Source organism: Paenibacillus sp. FSL R7-0345, assembly GCF_038595055.1.
Lineage (GTDB): Bacteria > Bacillota > Bacilli > Paenibacillales > Paenibacillaceae > Paenibacillus_AQ.
Genome location: NZ_CP152002.1, coordinates 316,242 through 333,315, shown reverse-complemented (window position 1 = coordinate 333,315; position 17,074 = coordinate 316,242). Strand labels below are relative to the sequence as shown.

The 17,074-nt window shown below is 56.1% G+C and carries 15 protein-coding genes; 4 read left to right on the top strand and 11 right to left on the bottom strand.

The features are described from left to right. Window positions 1-272: 272 nt before the first annotated feature. The 4 genes from clpB to NST84_RS01415 form a co-directional block, all read right to left on the bottom strand. Complete coding sequence (clpB, locus tag NST84_RS01430; protein WP_342563901.1) at window positions 273-2,915, bottom strand: ATP-dependent chaperone ClpB; 2,643 nt, start codon at window positions 2,913-2,915, stop codon at window positions 273-275. 24 nt (window positions 2,916-2,939) lie between these two features. Then, entirely contained in the window at window positions 2,940-3,944 is a 1,005-nt protein-coding gene (locus tag NST84_RS01425) for a DnaJ C-terminal domain-containing protein (RefSeq protein ID WP_342563900.1), read from the bottom strand. Window positions 3,945-4,114: 170 nt separating this feature from the next. Next, a complete protein-coding gene (locus tag NST84_RS01420; protein WP_342563899.1) occupies window positions 4,115-4,585 on the bottom strand; it encodes an Hsp20/alpha crystallin family protein in 471 nt (156 codons plus the stop codon). Window positions 4,586-4,801: 216 nt separating this feature from the next. Beyond that, complete coding sequence (locus NST84_RS01415) at window positions 4,802-5,356, bottom strand: GNAT family protein (protein ID WP_342563898.1); 555 nt, start codon at window positions 5,354-5,356, stop codon at window positions 4,802-4,804. Window positions 5,357-5,459: 103 nt separating this feature from the next. Here NST84_RS01415 and NST84_RS01410 point away from each other — a divergent pair, with 103 nt between their 5' ends. Continuing rightward, the gene (locus tag NST84_RS01410; RefSeq protein WP_342563897.1) at window positions 5,460-6,908 is read left to right on the top strand and encodes a PLP-dependent aminotransferase family protein; all 1,449 of its coding nucleotides are present in this window, start codon (window positions 5,460-5,462) and stop codon (window positions 6,906-6,908) included. Between the two features lie 56 nt (window positions 6,909-6,964). Here NST84_RS01410 and NST84_RS01405 read toward each other — a convergent pair whose 3' ends face one another. Further along, window positions 6,965-7,954, bottom strand: a complete 990-nt coding sequence (locus NST84_RS01405; RefSeq protein ID WP_342563896.1) for a YafY family protein — start codon at window positions 7,952-7,954, stop codon at window positions 6,965-6,967. Between the two features lie 116 nt (window positions 7,955-8,070). On the opposite strand from NST84_RS01405, the gene NST84_RS01400 reads away from it, so the two are divergent. The 3 genes from NST84_RS01400 to NST84_RS01390 all read left to right on the top strand — a co-directional run bounded on the left by NST84_RS01400 (window position 8,071) and on the right by NST84_RS01390 (window position 10,089). Next, window positions 8,071-8,496 (top strand): VOC family protein, encoded by a 426-nt coding sequence (locus NST84_RS01400; RefSeq protein WP_342563895.1) that lies wholly within the window; start codon window positions 8,071-8,073, stop codon window positions 8,494-8,496. 110 nt (window positions 8,497-8,606) lie between these two features. Next, a complete protein-coding gene (locus NST84_RS01395; RefSeq protein WP_342563894.1) occupies window positions 8,607-9,200 on the top strand; it encodes a sigma-70 family RNA polymerase sigma factor in 594 nt (197 codons plus the stop codon). 82 nt (window positions 9,201-9,282) lie between these two features. Continuing rightward, the gene (locus tag NST84_RS01390; protein WP_342563893.1) at window positions 9,283-10,089 is read left to right on the top strand and encodes a hypothetical protein; all 807 of its coding nucleotides are present in this window, start codon (window positions 9,283-9,285) and stop codon (window positions 10,087-10,089) included. 29 nt (window positions 10,090-10,118) lie between these two features. On the opposite strand, the gene NST84_RS01385 is transcribed toward NST84_RS01390, so the two are convergent. From NST84_RS01385 to NST84_RS01360, 6 genes are all read right to left on the bottom strand, one after another. Beyond that, window positions 10,119-11,024: a DNA-3-methyladenine glycosylase gene (locus NST84_RS01385; protein WP_342563892.1), complete on the bottom strand. Its 906-nt coding sequence runs from the start codon at window positions 11,022-11,024 to the stop codon at window positions 10,119-10,121. Then, window positions 11,005-11,613, bottom strand: coding sequence for a methylated-DNA--[protein]-cysteine S-methyltransferase (locus tag NST84_RS01380; protein WP_342563891.1), 609 nt, complete (start codon window positions 11,611-11,613; stop codon window positions 11,005-11,007). Before NST84_RS01380 ends, NST84_RS01385 begins: the two co-directional genes overlap by 20 nt. Further along, entirely contained in the window at window positions 11,594-12,181 is a 588-nt protein-coding gene (locus tag NST84_RS01375; RefSeq protein ID WP_342563890.1) for an Ada metal-binding domain-containing protein, read from the bottom strand. The genes NST84_RS01380 and NST84_RS01375 overlap by 20 nt, the downstream gene beginning before the upstream one ends. 232 nt (window positions 12,182-12,413) lie before the next feature. Continuing rightward, window positions 12,414-13,418 carry a 2-keto-3-deoxygluconate transporter gene (kdgT, locus tag NST84_RS01370; protein WP_342563889.1) on the bottom strand — a complete coding sequence of 335 codons (1,005 nt, stop codon included), beginning with the start codon at window positions 13,416-13,418 and terminating at the stop codon, window positions 12,414-12,416. A 52-nt stretch (window positions 13,419-13,470) separates the two neighbouring features. Then, entirely contained in the window at window positions 13,471-14,433 is a 963-nt protein-coding gene (locus tag NST84_RS01365; RefSeq protein ID WP_342566318.1) for a tripartite tricarboxylate transporter substrate binding protein, read from the bottom strand. A 183-nt stretch (window positions 14,434-14,616) separates the two neighbouring features. Further along, window positions 14,617-16,938, bottom strand: a complete 2,322-nt coding sequence (locus NST84_RS01360) for a helix-turn-helix domain-containing protein (protein WP_342563888.1) — start codon at window positions 16,936-16,938, stop codon at window positions 14,617-14,619. Window positions 16,939-17,074: the final 136 nt, after the last annotated feature.

Below are 17,074 nucleotides of genomic sequence, written 5' to 3'. Positions count from 1 at the left end.
CAGCGGTAAACAGGGCAGTAAGCCCATGCCGCGAAAATCCCGCTAATCCAGCTCCCGGCCCGCAGCCTGAGGCGGCTCTCCAGTCGGGCTATCGTGTATATTCGCTACGAAAACCAGCCGGGCAGCTCACACATCCGGCACTTTCTCCGGCCAGACAGCTCACATATCTGCAACTATCACTAGTAGGGTAGCCGCACACATCCGCTGCTTTCACCAGCCGGGCAGCCGCACATATTCACCGCGATCAAACAGGCCAGCCACATACTGCCCGCTCACGCCTTGCCCGCAGCACCAGCAGGCTCCGGCTGGCGGATCTCCACACTCAGCTTGCCGTCTGTTTCATCGACAGCCAGCACCGATCCCTCTGCCGCTTCCCCGGCGATCAGCGCCCGCGCGACCGGCGTCTCCAGACTGCGCTGGATGAACCGCTTGAGCGGTCTCGCCCCGTAGACCGGGTCAAAGCCTTCCTGCGCGATGAATCGTACGGCGGCATCGCTCAGCAGCAGCCCGACGCCGCGCTCAGCCAGGCGCAGCCGCAGACCGTCGGCCAGCTTGACGACAATCTGGCCGATTTCCGTCATCGTCAGCGGCTTGAACATGACGATGTCGTCCACGCGGTTGAGGAACTCCGGACGGAAATGGCCGCTCAGCTCCTTCATTACACGGTCCTTGACCGCCTGGGTCAGATCACCGTTGTCATCGGTTCCCTGGATCAGATGCGGTGAGCCGATGTTCGAGGTCATGATAACGATCGTGTTCTTGAAATCGACGATCCGGCCCTGCGAGTCGGTCAGCCGCCCGTCATCAAGCAGCTGCAGCAGGATATTGAACACATCCGGATGGGCCTTTTCGACCTCGTCCAGCAGGACGACTGTATACGGCTGGCGGCGGACCGCCTCGGTGAGCTGGCCGCCTTCCTCATAGCCGATGTAGCCCGGAGGCGCACCGACGAGGCGGGAGACGCTGTGCTTCTCCATGTACTCCGACATGTCGATGCGGATCATGCCGTCCTCGCGGTCGAATAGCGAGACCGCCAGCGCCTTCGCCAGCTCGGTCTTGCCGACCCCGGTCGGCCCGAGGAACAGGAACGAGCCGATCGGCCGGTTCGGGTCCTTGATTCCGGCCCGGGCACGCAGCACGGCGTCGGCCACCAGCGAGACGGCCTCCTCCTGACCGACGACCCGCTCATGCAGCGTCTCCTCCAGCCGCAGCAGCTTATCCCGCTCGCCCTCGACGAGCCTGCTGACCGGAACTCCGGTCCAGCGGGACACGATGTCGGCGATCTCCTCCTCGGTCACGGCTTCGCGCAGCAGCCGGGTCTCCTGATCCTGCTGCGCTGCTTCCTCAGCAGCCTTCACCTGCTTCTCCAGCTCGGGGATGATGCCGTAGCTGAGCTCGGCCGACTTGTTCAGGTCGTAAACCTCCTGGGCGTCGACCAGCTCCTTGCGGGCCTGCTCCAGCTTCTTCTTGAGGTCACGGATGCCCTGGATGGCCGATTTCTCTTTTTCCCAACTGGCTGTCATGCCCAAATGCTTCTCTTTAAGGTCTGCCAGCTCACGCTGCAGACTCTCCAGCCGCCGCGCGCTGGCATCATCGGTTTCCTTCTTAAGCGCCGCTTCTTCAATCTCCATCTGCATCAGGCGGCGGGTGACCTCATCCATCTCGCCCGGCATCGAATCGATCTCGGTGCGGATCATCGCGCAGGCTTCGTCCACCAGGTCAATCGCCTTATCAGGCAGGAAGCGGTCCGTAATGTAGCGGTTCGACAGCACACCGGCGGCAACCAGGGCGCTGTCATGGATTTTGACCCCGTGATGTACCTCGAACCGTTCCTTCAGCCCGCGCAGAATGGAGATGGTATCCTCAACGTCCGGCTCGCTGACCAGCACCTGCTGGAAGCGGCGCTCCAGTGCCGGGTCCTTCTCGATATACTTGCGGTATTCATCCAGTGTGGTTGCCCCGATACAATGCAGCTCTCCGCGGGCCAGCATCGGCTTCAGCATGTTACCGGCGTCCATCGCCCCTTCGGTCTTCCCTGCGCCTACGATTGTATGCAGCTCATCAATGAACAGGAGAATCCGGCCGTTGCTCTCGCGGATTTCCTTGAGCACCGCCTGCAGCCGCTCCTCAAACTCCCCGCGGTACTTGGCACCGGCAACCAGCGCGCTCATATCCAGTGAAAAAATCGTCTTGTCCTTCAATCCCTCCGGCACGTCCCGGCGGACAATCCGGTGGGCCAGCCCTTCAACGATCGCCGTCTTCCCGACCCCCGGCTCCCCGATCAGCACCGGGTTGTTCTTCGTTTTACGGGAGAGGATGCGGATCACCCGGCGGATTTCGCCGTCGCGTCCGATGACCGGGTCAATTTTGCCGGCGCGCACCTCGGCGACCAGATCACGGCCGTACTTCTCCAGCACCTCATAGGTGGCCTCCGGCTCCCTGCTGGTCACCCGCTGATGGCCGCGGATCTCCGCCAGCACTGACAACAGCTTGTCGCGTGTAATTCCGCGGCTGGTAAATAAGCCGCGCAGCTCCCGGTTAGCGCTGCCGTTGTCTGAAACCATCGCCAGTGCGGCGTGCTCCACAGCCACGAACTCATCATGCATCGCGGCCGCTTCCTTCTCGGCCTGCTCCAGCACTTCAATCAGCGAGGCTGATGCGTAGCGCCGCATCGTGCCTGCGCCCGACCCGCTGACGCTCGGCTTCCGCTGCAGCAGCTCTTCTGTACCACGCAGCAGCTCGGCTGCGGGAACATTCAGCTTCTGCAGCAGCCTTGGCAGCAGTCCCTCCTGCTGCTGGAGCAGCGCCTTGAGCAGATGGAGATTGTCAATCTCCTGATGCCCGGCAGCAGCCGCCAGCGATTGTGCTGCAGCGACCGCTTCCTGCAGCCTTTGTGTTAACTTGTTAAAATCCATATATATTCATCACCTTTCTTATGTTTAGCCCGTGGCCGCTTTTTGCCGCCGTTTTCCGCTGCTTCCGTGTTTCACTCCGGCCTGGAAGCTGCTGGCTTCAGCCAGCTTCCGGTAGAGCGCCTTCTCCGCTTCGTCCGTACCCGCCGGAATGACAATCTCCATCCGGAACAGGATGTCGCCGTTCGTGCCGTTCTGCCGCTTCAGTCCCTTTCCCGGAATGCGCAGCGTATGGCCGCTTGCCGTTCCGGCCGGGATCTTCAGCTTAATGCTGCTGCCGTCAGGTAGCGGCACTCTGGCTTCCCCGCCAAGCACTGCCTGCCATGGCGCAACCTCGACCGTGCCGAGCAGATCCCCGTCCTCGATTCCGTAAATATCATGCGGAGCAAGCTGCAGAACGATCAGCAGCTCCTCACTCTGGCCGGCCGCGCCCGGCACCCCGATCACAGTTCCCTCCGGTGAGCGCGGCGGAATACTGACCGCCACCTCCCGGCCGCCGGCCTGAACATTCACGTTGCCGCCTTTATAAGCCTGTTCCAGCGTAATCTCCAGCCGGGCCTGCGCCATACCGCGTCCGCCGCCGCTGAAGCCGAAGCCCCCGCCGCTTCCGCTAAAAAAATCAAAGCCCGCCCGGTCCGCCGCTCCCCGGCTGCCAAAAAACATCCCGAACAGCTCATCCTCGTCGATCCCGCTGCCGGAAGCAGAAGCGCCGCGGGCCCTGAACGCAGACTCCCGGCCTGCTCCAAAAGGGCCTTGCCCGCCACCTGATGACGGACCGCCGGTCCGCCGGCCCCCGGCTGAGCCGAACCCGGATGCCCCGTAGCGCAGCTCCTCATCATAAGCCGCCCGCTTCTCTTCATTGCCCAGCACCTCGTAGGCTTCCGCGGCCTCCTTAAACCTGGCCTCCGCCTCCGGGGCCTTGTTCACATCGGGATGCCACTGCTTTGCAAGCTTCTGGTAAGCTTTTTTAATCTCCTGTTTGCTTGCCTGCCTGCTTACGCCAAGCGCATCATAGTAATTTTTGGCCGCCAAGAGAATCCTCTCCTTTCAAAAAAAGACTCTGCATCTTATCCATCTATGGTATTCATAAAAGACGCATCATAGCCGGTATCCCACTACAATGCGCCTTCGTATAGACTTCTATATATAAAGCCAGGTGAAGCCGCCCCATACAGCTTCAGCACTCCACCGGACTGAACAGCTTATTGAAGCTCCGTTCCGGAATTGCTGTGATCCTGGATTTCGATCCGCTTGCCGGCGGTTTTTTGCCGCTTAGGCACTTCAAGCCGCAGCAGCCCGTCCTTCAGCGAAGCCCGGATGTCATCACCGTTGATATCCTGCACGTAGAAACGGCGGACATATTCACCATAACGCCGCTCCCGGCGCACAACCTGCTGCTTGTCATTTTCCTCGTTCTTCTCTTCCTTGCGCACCGCTTTAATCGTCAAGTAGGGGCTGGCATAATCAATGTCGATATCGTCCTTACCAAAGCCCGGCAGTTCAGCCTCAATCAGATAAGCCTGCTCACTCTCGCGGATATCTGTCCGGAAAGACAGGGCGCTGCTGCCGGTCATCGGGGCAAAAAACTCATCATTAAATACATCATGTAACGACTTTGCCAAAGCACCAAATGCATCATCTCTGCGTTTTCCAAAAGGGACCAAATCAAACATGTTCCATTCTCCTCTCATTGACTTTTGTTTTGTGTTTTTTGTACTTACTTTGACTTTGTTTGACCTTTCTTATGGCTTTATTATAGCGTCCCCCACTGCACCATTTCAAAACCCAAAAAAACCGAAAAACCGGGAATTTCCGGCATTTCGGCTTATTTTTCAAAGGTTATTTTTACCGCTCAACCTATTTGACCTTATTTGACCTATTTACAGACTTTATTTCAGATAACGCTCCCGGTATTCACTTTCCAGCATGCCCAGCATTACAACATCATGGTACTCATGGTTATAAAAAAGCGTCTGCCGCCGCACGCCCTCACGCACAAAACCAGCGCTCTCATATAGATGGGCAGCACGGCTGTTAAAGCTGTAGACCTCCAGCTCAATCCGGTGCAGATTCAAAATACCGAAGCCGTATTCCAGCATTAACAGCAGCGCTTCCCGCCCGAATCCCTGATTCTGGTGACGTTCTTCACCGATCGCAAGGCGCAGATGGCCAGTCCGGTTGCCCCGGTCCATATCCTGAATGGCAATGTCACCAATAACCTCGTCGTTCTCTTTCAGGGAAATGAGCAGCAGCACTGCACTGTCATCGCCCGCTTTGCGGTCAATATAAGCAGAAATCTGCTCTTTAGTGATATGCCGCTGCGTTCCTGTGAGCCGGCGTGTCTCCTCTCCAAAAAACATATGATAATACAGCTCAGCATCTTCTCCGTTAAGCGGTCGCAGATATACCCGTTCTCCTGTCAATAAACCTGAATGTCTTCCCATTATGCCATCCCCTGTCTCATTTACTGGCTCTATGGTATTCCATATCTGTATTTTATAAAATATACAAAACGGGTAAATTACAAAGGACAGATGGGAGAAACGGATGCTGATAAACCCCATGCTTAGCGATGACGGGAAGCTCCCGTACTACATACAGCTGTATGACTATTTCAAAAAAGAGATTCTCGGCGGCACACTGCCTGCGGATACACGCCTGCCTTCCATCCGCAGCCTGGCCGGACAGCTGTATATCAGCGCCACTCCCGTTGAGCTGGCCTACCAGCAGCTGGTTTCCGAAGGCTTTATCGCCAGCCGGCCGCGCAGCGGATTTAGTGTTCAGCCAATGCATGATTTTAGCGGGGCAGAAGCTGCTGCTGACCCGCCCGAAAGCCAAAGCCGGATGCTGATTCAAGCTGTCCTGCCGATTACACCCCGTGACCCGCAAAAGTACGTTTATGATTTTCACATTTCCAAAAATGACTTCTCGCTGTTTCCCCACAAAATCTGGCGCAGCCTCTTCCAGGAGCAGCTCGCTAATCCCGACCTGCTCCAGTATGGCGACCCTCAGGGGGAGCCGGCCCTGCGCGCCAGCATTGCCGCCCATCTGCGGCAGTTCCGCGGGCTGCACTGCCTGCCGGAGCAGGTCGTAATCGGCGGTGACCAGCATTTGCTCTGCTCGCTGCTGGGCCACATACTGCCGGGCAGTAACCGGCGGCTCGGCATTGAAGATCCGGGCTATCATCTGCTGCCGGCTGCTTTTGCAAGAAACGGCTATGAGATCATCCCAGTTCCGCTGCAGGAGGACGGGCTTGATATAGAACAGCTGCGTGATAGCGGTGCAGGAGCTGTATACATTTCTCCCTCCCACCAGTTTCCGTGCGGGATGATTATGTCCATCGCCAAGCGTCATGCCCTGCTGGACTGGGCCGCAACTACGGGTGGTTATATCATTGAAGACGATTATGACGGTGAATTCCGGTACCACGGCAGACCGGTACCCTCACTGCAGGGTCTTATGGAGAACAGCCCGGTGATCTACATGGGCAGCTTCGCCCAATCTGTTGCCCCGGCTCTCTGTGTACACTACATGGTGCTGCCGGAGAAGCTGCTGCCGGCTTACCGTAATCTCGCAAGGGAGCTCTACCTTGAGCATTCCGCTTCGCGGCTGAACCAGATTGCCCTGCATTTTTTTATGGAGCGCGGGCATTTCGCCAGACATCTGCGGCGGATGCGGCTGCTCTACCAGAAAAAGCATGAGGCCCTGCTGCAGGCCATTCAGTTATACTTCGGGGATCATGCAGCAGTCCGCGGCCAGGGCGCCGGCTTTCACTTGCTGCTGCGGCTGGTCAGCAGCGTTGATGCACGCCGGCTGGCAGAGACCGCTGCAGCCGCCGGAATCCGTGTGACCCCGATGTCGTATACGTGGTGGGGTGAATCCGGAGCGGAGGCGCACAGGAACGATGCGCCTGAGTTCATTCTGGGCTTCGGGGCAATCCCGGAGGAGCGGATCGGCGAAGGCATCCGCCGGCTGGCCGAGGTATGGCTGGGCTGAGAAGTTCGCAGCGCCTGCCGCCTTCCTAATCAGGAGCATGAGGTCCTGCCGGCCGCTCAGCTGTATTTTCGCAGCATCTCTTCCAGCATCGCCTTCAGCTCACTTACCAGCTCAGGCGGCTCCTGGACGGTCGCCTCATTGCCCAGCCCGGTAAAAAACCGGGCAAAGAAACGCAGATCCTGCGCCGGAACCTCCCCCTCCAGCCAGCCGGACCCGCCCTCACGGCTGTGCAGCAGCGGCGCCGCCCACAGCTCAGCCTCACAGGCCTGCATACCTGCAGCCGTCAGCTCTGCGTACAGCCGGACCTTAGTCCGGCTTTTTTGTGCTTCCGTCCCATCAGGCTGTACGCCCGCCTGCGGCTCTGCCGCATACTCATGCCTGTTCCCCAGATGCACCCGGCGCAGATCAAGCGGCTCATAACCTGATGCCTGCTCCTTAACAGCATCAATCCGGTCACAGCGAAATACCCGGATACTCCCGCGCAAAAAGCAATAAGCCGGGCAATACCACAGCCCGTTGCTGGCATAAATGCCGACCGGCTGCACCGGGCGCAGGCTGCGCTCGCCTCTGGATTCATAGCCGATCAGCAGCACCTTCTGATCTATAGCCGCCTCCAGCAGGACTGACAGGAAGGGAAACTCGGCCTGGCGCGCCGGGGTCACGAAATCAATCCGGTTCTTCATTTCATCAATCCGGTCACGTACATCGCCGGGCATATAATGATAGAATTTATGCAATGCTGAAACCGATGCCTCTTTAAAGGGCAGATACTCATAATGACGCAGGGCATGGCTGGCAAAAAAAATCGCCACCGCCTCCTCCTCCGTAAACGCAATCGGCGGAAGAATCCGTTCATTCAGCACCTGGTAGCCCCCGTGGGGTCCTACCTCTGAATAAAGCGGCACGCCGAGCTCACCCAGCTCCTGCAAATCCCTGAGGATGGTCCGGGTGGATACGCCGAATTCATCGGCCAGCTCCCTGACGGTAAATTTACGTTTGCGGTTGACTGTCATCATCAGGTCGAGCAGCCGTTTCGATTTGGACATGGTATGATCTCCGTTGTTTTTATTTTATTATGACAATAGTTGTCACTATTATAACCTACAATAAGAGCATAGCCCGGATGGACGGGCAAATCTACCGCAAGAAGGAGCGATTTTATATGAATATAGAAGTAAATCCGTTTATAATGCTTGAGGGAACAGCGCGCGAGGCCATTTCATTTTATCAGGAGAGTCTTGGCGCAAATCTGCTGTTTATGCAGACTGTGGGGGAAGGCCCGCTGGATCACGATGTACCCCTGTCCGAAGAAGATATGGCGCGTATTGCCCACTCCGTGCTCCGTATCGGTGAAACCACAATGTTCGTAGCCGACCTGGAACCGGGGCAGACGCGGCAGACGGGCAACGGCCTCAATCTCTGTATCTCCACAAATGACGCGGAAACGTCAGAGCAGCTGTACAACGTACTGAAAGAAGGCGGGCAGGTGGACATTGAATTGGGGCCGGCCTACTTCAGCACTGCCTATGGCATGGTGACTGACAAGTTCGGCGTTACATTCCAGATTTTCACGAAGCGGCAGCGCTAAAATTGTTATTCAGACCCGGCAGCCCTTTTGGCTGTCGGGTTCTTTTTCTGCAAAAATGTCACATTCCCGCTGCCTGCTCCGTTGTACAGATTGAAAGGAGGTGAACAGCCTTGGAGAATACAGAACTGCAGCGCACAGTGGACGGGGTTCTGGCCGGGGATACCGGCAGATTTGAGAGTATCGTTCTCGCATACCAGAAACAGATTGTCCTGTACTGCTGCCACATGCTCGGATCATATACGGAGGCTGAGGACAGCGCACAGGAGGTTTTTTTCAAGGCCTACCGCTCTCTGGACAAGTATAATCCGGAAGTGCCGTTTGGAGCCTGGCTGTACAAAATCGCCTACAACCAGTGCATCGATGTGCTCCGCAAACGGAAGCTGGGCAAGGCGCTCAAGCTGTTCTATCAAGATGAGACGCAGCACAGGCCGGTAGACCGGCAGATCGAAGACAAATATCTGGATGAAAAGGTTCAGCGGGCTATGGCCAAGCTGTCGGCAGAGGAACGGAATCTGCTGATCCTGCGTTCTGTGGAAGAAATGAGCTATCAGGATATCAGCCTGGTTCTGCAGCAGAACAGCGCCCGGCTGCGGAAAAAGTATGAACGGAGTGCGGAGAAGTTCCGCAAATACTATGCAAATGCGAAGGGAGAGGACCGCTATGCCGGTTTACAGCGAAAAGGAATTGAGAGACATCCTTCTTAAGGCTGCGCCAGCAGAAATGGATGTGTCCGGCAGGGTGATGGAGCGTTTATATGCCGCCAAGCAGACAAAGGAGAGATTTTTCATGAAATATAAAGTAGGCGTACTGGTTATGGCGGGGCTGCTGCTGACGGCCTCCTCCGGTTTTGCAGCCGTGCATTACCAGAGCCTGAAGAATAAGGACGGGGAGCTGACTTACCAGGTAAAGCCGGTCGCAGAATTCCCTGTACAGCAGGAGGAAGTCATTCAGCGGCTTGATTACACCAGAGAGCTTGGGGAGCAGCTGCTCCAGGACGGTACGGCGGCGATTATTTATGTGACTGCGCATAATCCGGAAGGGGTAACCGATACACGTTCCAAACCGGTAGTCTATGGCGATTGGTCTGTGCTACAGGCTAAACTGGGCGGACAGGAGACCGGCCTCGGCCTTGCAGAGCAGCTTCCTGACGGTTATACCTTCCATAGCGCCTCCGCCCGATATGAGCCGATCAAGCCTGCCCCCGAAGAAGCGGCAGCGATAACGGACAAGCTGCGCAAGCAGGCAGAGCAGTCGGGTAAGGGTTATGCCCTGCTGCCGGTCGGATTGTCAGACAAACTGCTCACCCTGACCGCTTCCTACCGGAAAGGAGAGCAGGAAGTTACTGTACAGATCAGTAAAACCGCCGCCCTTCCTACCATGTATGTAGATGAAAAGGTTGATTTTACTGCGGAGAAGCTGACTGCGGGCGGCACAGAGCTGATCTACACCCGATACAAGGGCGGTAATACTCTTACATGGTCGGCTGAAATTCCCGGCCGGGAAGAATACCTGCTGTACCAGCTCGACGAGATGAGCGGGCAGTTATTCAGCAAGGAAGAGATGGTCCGGCTGGCGGAGCCGCTGCTGAAATAAGCAACTGACCCGGTCAGCGGGAGCTTAGCTCAATAAAGCGCCCGCCACAAATAAAAGGTCGCATAGGCTTCCCAGCCCTTCCAGGGCACCGCCAGCTCCAGCAGCTCCGCAGGCGTAGGCTTGCGGTCCATGCCGGTCAGGAATTTGACCACGTTTTGCAGCCCTACATCGCCTACCGGATAGGCAGTGGTATCGCGCAGGCAGCGCATCCGCACATACTGCGAGGTCCAGGGGCCGATCCCCCGCAACTTCAGCAGCCGTACTTCCGCTGCCTCCGGCGACGGCAGGGCCAGCAGTTCTTCCCGGCTTAGACCGTCTCCGGCGATAAGGGCAGCGACTTCCAGGATCGTCCGCGCTTTGTTACGGGTCAGCTGCAGGCTGCACAGCTCCTCCTGAGTGACCGTCAGAAACACCTCAGGTGCGGGAAAATGATAATACGTATGTCCTTCATATTCAAGTGAAGCGCCATACTCGGCCGTGATCCGCTGCTTGAGCCTGTAGGCAAACGCCAGGTTAACCTGCTGGCCGAGAATGGCCCAGCACAAGGCCTCGAACAGATCGGGAATGCCGATAATCCGCAGGCCCTGCTCGCTCACTGTCAGCGGCTGCAGCAGCGGGTCCCGTCCCGCAAGCTCATAGAACGGGGCCAGATCGCGGTCCAGATCAAACCATTCCACGATATAGCGGACCAGCCAGGCTATGGCCTCCGCTCCCGGAACAGCCCCGCTCAGCAGTGTAACCTGCAGACGCCGAGGCTGTTCCTCCGCCGTTGTCAGCCGGATCAGGAGCCTCTCTCCCCCTACAATAAACAGACGGTTAACCCCTTCATCGTCCGGACGGAACAGGCATTCCAGCGGCGACCTGTGCATATAGGCCAGACAAGCGTTTAAATCAAAATAATCCGGCAACGGCAGCTCAAAAAGCAAATCGTTCATGACCCTTCGCCCCCACATGTGTGATTCCCTCCAGCGCCAGCAGCTCCTGCTTCAGCTTCAGCCCGCCCCGGTAGCCGGTCAGGGTGCCGTTCGCCCCGATGACCCGGTGGCACGGTACAATAACCGGAACCGGATTCTGTCCGTTAGCGGCACCGACAGCACGCACCGCAAGCGGGCGGCCGATCTGTACTGCAAGCTCCTTATAGGTAGCAAGCTGTCCGTGCGGAACTTGCAGCAGCCCTTTCCAGACCTCCTGCTGAAAGGCAGTTCCCCACAGGTCCAGCGGCAGGCCGCTGAAGCTGACAGCTTCGCCTGCAAAATAGCGTTCCAGCAGACCGATAACGCCCATCTCCGCAAATACTTCTGCATTCTCTTCAAGCCGTGCAGAAGGGGCATGGAGATTCAGCCAGCCTGCCGGAAGCTGCCCCTGATCCTGTTCATAGGACACGCGGATCAGTCCCTTAGCGCTGGCCCATAATGTCCATGCTCTGCCCCCAAGAGTCACGTTATGATGATAGAGGATGACCAGCTGTGCAGCAGCATTCCTCCGGCTTCCGGCTGTTCCCGGTTTATTCGTGATCCCGCTCATGAGCAATCCCTCCCTTAAATTGATTACGGTAATCCGTTGGTGACTGGCCGTTCCTGCGCGTGAACCAGGCGGCAAAATGTGAAGCGCCCGCAAAGCCCGCATTTCTGCTAATCTCAGCAATCGGCGTATCCGTATGAGCCAGCAGCCTGCAGGCTTTGTCCGACCGCAGCTGGTCCAGCTTTACAGCCGGGGAATAGCCCTTTACCCGCTTATACGTCCGCTGCAGATGATACGGGCTGACAGTAAGCGCCTCTGCCAGCTTAGACAGCGTCAGCTTCTCAGCCAGCCGCGCCTCCATCACCTCATCTGCCCGGGCAGCGAGTACCGCATCCGGGCGGAGTACGCCGCCTTCCTCGGGCTTGCACCGCTTGCACGGGCGGAAGCCCGCCCGGGCCGCTTTTTCCAAAGACGTATAAAATTCCACATTCTCCGCCTTCGGTGTTCTGGCCCGGCAGGAGGGGCGGCAGACGATACGGGTCGTAAGTACAGCCGTATAATAAATGCCGTCATAAGTCGGCTCGCGGTTAACCACTGATGCATAAATACGCTCAAATAATGCCTGCTCCATAATCACATCACCTCATACCGCCAGTATAAACGATTGTTTTCCGCTTATGCAGGTTTCGGGAACAGGAGAGCAAGATTACGACAGTGCAGGCTGAAGCGGCTGTACCAACTTTAACAGGGGGTAACCGGGCACAAAAAGAACCCTCCGCATCACGCCATTATGCGTACGGAGGGTTGTTCAGCAAATAGATTCATTTTATGAAGTGTTTTATTATCGTTGTTATAAGAATTAATTAAATAGCAGCTTTCGGTACTCCAACATCAGAAGGCCCCTCTGCAACCGGCGGTTTCTTCTTCTTCATATAATCGGAATAGTAAGCCGTAATGATTGGAACCAGAATGGAGGTCACAATAACGGATGCGGCTACAAGCGCTGTTGCGGTTTCGGCCGCAGGCAGGAATTCCGGCTTGAGGTTAGCCACCAGCATAGGATTCGCGACAGCTGCTCCGGCGGTGCTGGATGCGGCCAGTCCTGCTGTACCATTGCCCCCGCCGATGTACTTGTCGGCCAGAATCAGCGGAATACCGGTAATCACAATAACAGTGAGACCGAGCAGAATACCCAGCAGGCCTGTATCCAGAATGACGCCAAGGTCAATCGAGCTGCCGAGTGCGAAGCCAAAGAACGGAATGAGGGTCTGTGTCGCTTTTCCGAAATAAGCGCGAAGGTCGTGGTCAAGGTTACCCAGCAGGAAGCCGACCAGGAATGGAAGTACAGCGCCTACAAATACATGCGGTTCAAACACAGCTACACCGGTACTGCCGAGGATCAGCATGGTTACGAGCGGGCCGGATTCCAGGGACATCAGCACGAACGCGCCGGATTCTTCTTTGGTGCCGTACTGCTGCATAATGGAGGCATACAAGCCGCCGTTGGTCATATCCATCGCCGAGATAATAGCGAGCACTGACAAGCCGGCGAAGAAGCCGTTCTTAACGCCGCCTTCAGGAAGGAACTGAATGGCAATCAGGGCCACAACCCAGGCCACAGCAATTTTGGTCAATACCAGTGTTCCGGATTTGCGCAGTACCGTTCCAGTCGCCCGCACGTCAATCGCTGCGCCCATACAAAAGAACCATACAGCAAGGATCGGCACCGTACCGGTCATAAGCCCCTTGGTGAAACCGCCGAAATATTCGCCCGCATTAGGGAAGGCCGTGTGGATAATCGCCCCCAGGAACAGCGGTACCAGCATCATGCCGCCGGGGATCCGGTCGAGCGTCTTTTTAATTTTCATAGTAATTAATCATACCCTTCATCTTATGTTGTTGCCCGGCCGCACCTTCATCTCAGTTACGGCTCAGTCCAAGCTCCGGGATCATCCGTGAGAATAAATCATCGCTTTCTTTGAGCTGCCGCGAGAACGCCTTACCGTCCTTAACCAGCAGTCCAAGCCCGTTCATTGTCATAGCTTCACGAAAGTTACGGTCTTCCGTCCCTTTAATAAAGGCCTCTGCCAGCAGCTCCGAAATGGCATCCGGCGTATCTTTAGGTACAGCAAGCCCTCTCCATGTACCGGTAAAGTTCACATGTACTCCGGTCTGTTCCTCCAGTGTGGGCACATCAGGCAGCGCTTCTGAGCGCTTGTCGGCATTGACTGCCAGTGTCCGCAGCTTTCCTTCATCCACATATTTCTTCACCTCGGCCGGACTTACAGGTACCGCATCGACAAAGCCGTCCATCAAAGCAGAGACAGCCGGCCCCGCACCTTCAAAGGGGATATGGGCGAACTTCACACCGGTTTCCCGTTCCAATGTTACGGCAGCTAAATGCCATATGCTCCCCGTTCCTGCGTTTCCCATTTTCAATTCGCCTGGATGCGCTTTCGCAAAGTCGAGAAATTCATTCACAGTTTGCCATGGCGCTTCGGCTCTTACGGTAATGGCGGAAGGATCAAAATTTGTCTGGGCGATCGGTTTAAACTTCTCATAAGTAATCGGCAGCAGTCCCAGATGCGGCAGAATCGTCAGCTCCGCCGGCAAAAAAGTGACCGTGTAGCCGTCAGCCTTAGCATTCGCACCTTCCATCAGTCCGACGGAACCTCCGCCGCCTGTCCGGTTGAGTACGATTACCGGCTGTCCAAGCACCTTCTCAGCAGCCTTAGCCAAAGCCCGCGCGGTTGTATCTGTTCCCCCGCCGGCAGCATAAGGTACGATCAGTGTGATCGGTTTATCGGGAAAATCGGCACTGACGCCATTGTCGCCCCGGTATCCGGTTATGCGAACTCCGATAAAGAGAAGTGCAGCTATCATAACTGCTGCTATTCCTAACGCGATCTTTGTTGTCCGTTTCAACGGCTATCCCTCTTTCTTAGTCTGTATACAGTCCTCCACCCCCTGAATTTTTTTGCACATCAGCCGCAGCGTGCGGGGATGTGAAAGTTTTCTCAAATAGAACTTTAAAGCATTCAGAGGGTATGCAGCAATCGTATTATCTTATTTTGAATCGTCAGAAATGCCGGAACCATGCGGTTTTGGCAGATCTGCATACTGATTGGAAGATTTGCTGTTCTCCCGGTACTTCCCCGGTGTAATGGATTTGCTCTTCCGGAAGACCCGGATAAAGCTGTTCTCATTCTGATAGCCGACAAGCTGAGCAATTTCCGCTACCTTCAGGCTGCTGCCCTGCAGCAGTTCACAGGCTTTTCCGATTCTAAGGTTGGTCAAATAGTCATACAGGGTCGTTCCGGTCTCTTCCTTGAAAAGGTTGCTGACCGAGGAGACCCCCAGATTGACATGGGCGGCGATATCCTGCAGGCCAATATTATGCTGCAGATGCTCCTCCATATAAGTAATCAGCTGTTGCACCAGCACATACTCCTTGGACTGCCGGTGCACTTCCAGTGCATGCGCCATCTGCTCAATGATACGGCACAGCATCTCTTCAATATCCGTCAAATCGAGTGTAGACACCTGGTGAATGGTATAGTCAGCCAGCTCCGGAGGCAAAGCATGTCCTCCTGCGGCGGCAATGCGGATAATTTCCTCCAGCAGATCATCCAGCATGCGGATCATTTTTTGCGGCTGAAGACCTCTCTTGCGTACATCTGATGCCCATCTGTGCACCCGCTGGCTCCCGGTAGCGGCGTCTGAGCTTTTGAGGGCCTGCAGCACCTCCTGCTGCCAGGTGTCATCGGCTGCTGTGCTGCTCTCATCAGGCTTGTTCTCCAGCCCGGAATAGAGGCGGACACGCCCGTATCCGTCGTACAGACGGTAAGATAAAGCGACCTCCGCCTCCGTATAGGAGCGGGCAGCCTGACCAATCAGCGCTGCCTGTGAACCGATTCCGGCAGACACGGATATACCCAGCACATCGGACACAATGCCAACCAGCTTCAGGGTATCTTCGTACAGACTCCGCGCATTCTCCCCTTCGGCGGACTGAAGCAGCAGAACCAGGCTATCCTTGCGCGGTGATGCCGTAACCGTCCGCCAGGATGAACTGAAGAATTCGGATACCATATTGTTCATCGCATACTTGAGCAGCTGCTGGTCTTCCTCTGTATAAGCAGCCGCCCACTGTGAATGGCGGTCGATGGAAATAACCAGCAGCTCGAAAGGCCCCTGCTGCCAGCCGGCAAAATAATGCTCCCATTTCGTCTTTGTCTCCTGCTTGCCCATATTCCTGAGAATCAGATCCCCGAGGAATTTGGAGCGCAGCTCCGGGAGGCTCCAGTCAGCCACCAGCGATTTGCTCCGGAACTCGCCGACCAGCTTGCCTATGACGGGCTCCAGATCGTAGAGATTGCCGTGCCCTCCCCCTTTTTGCTCAGGGCTTAGCAGCCGGTTGATCCGCTTGAGCGGCCGGAAAGCGGCGAAGTTATAATAGTAGATCGCAGAGCAGCCGACAGCTATCGAGATCAGCGACAGCGACAGCATCATATTGCGGGCTGTCGTTACATTCTTCAGCAGCTGCTCCATCGGAACCAGCGAAACGAGGCGCCAGCCGGTGACATTGGAGAAAGCCTGGTTGGCCATATAAGCCTGGCCTTTTATTTTGACATGGGCAAACGGGCTTACATCGATCTCCGTCAGAACATCCTTCATATCCTCAAGCGGCACAGGCAGATTAATCTTGGGATAGATCAGCTCCCCCTCCAGATTGTATACAAACTGGTAGCTGGATAAATGGGTGTACATCTTGGAGAAAAGCGTATCGTAATCAAGATCGATGAGCACCGCCCCTGTAACGTTCCCGTTCCGGACGACCGGACGGGCCAGGGAGAGCAGCTCCGTATTGCTCAGCTGTGTATCGGAACCGGTGTACAGCCTTCTTTTAATTAGAAGCGGCTTCTCCTTAATTCCCTCCAGCCATCCGCTCCAGTCATGCTCCGGCGCTTCCTCCCAGTCGGACCTGTAGCCATACCGGCTTGACACTACGGAGTGTTCCTGAAAATTAATGACGCTGATTGCATGAATGTCCGGCTCCGACACCAGCGCCTTCAGCACATTCTGCGGCTGCGCGGCCGCCTCCGCCGCATGATCCGCATCTGCAGACAGGAACGCCAGCACAGCCGGATTAAAGGAGAGGTCGACCGCTTTGTTGTCCGCCTCCCGGAACGCCCGGTTCGTCACATCCACATTAATCTGCAGCAGCTCGACGTTCGGCGTGTTCAGCTCCGTATCAAGCGCCTGGCGGTATTCCCGGTAGGAGAACAAGCCGATTAGTGTAATACAGAGTGAGACACTTATGGTTAGAAACAGAATCAGCCGGTTCTGTTTGTTGTTCAGCAGGTACTTCAGTTTGAATCTCAGCATACTTACAGCTTCATCCTTCCGCTAGTTCCCTTAAGTTTCAGAACCTTAGAGTAGCATGGATAGCCGTGCTGCAATATGGGGCATGTCATATCCGGCGTCTTTTCTAAAAATTTAAATTAAATTGTCATAGATTTGC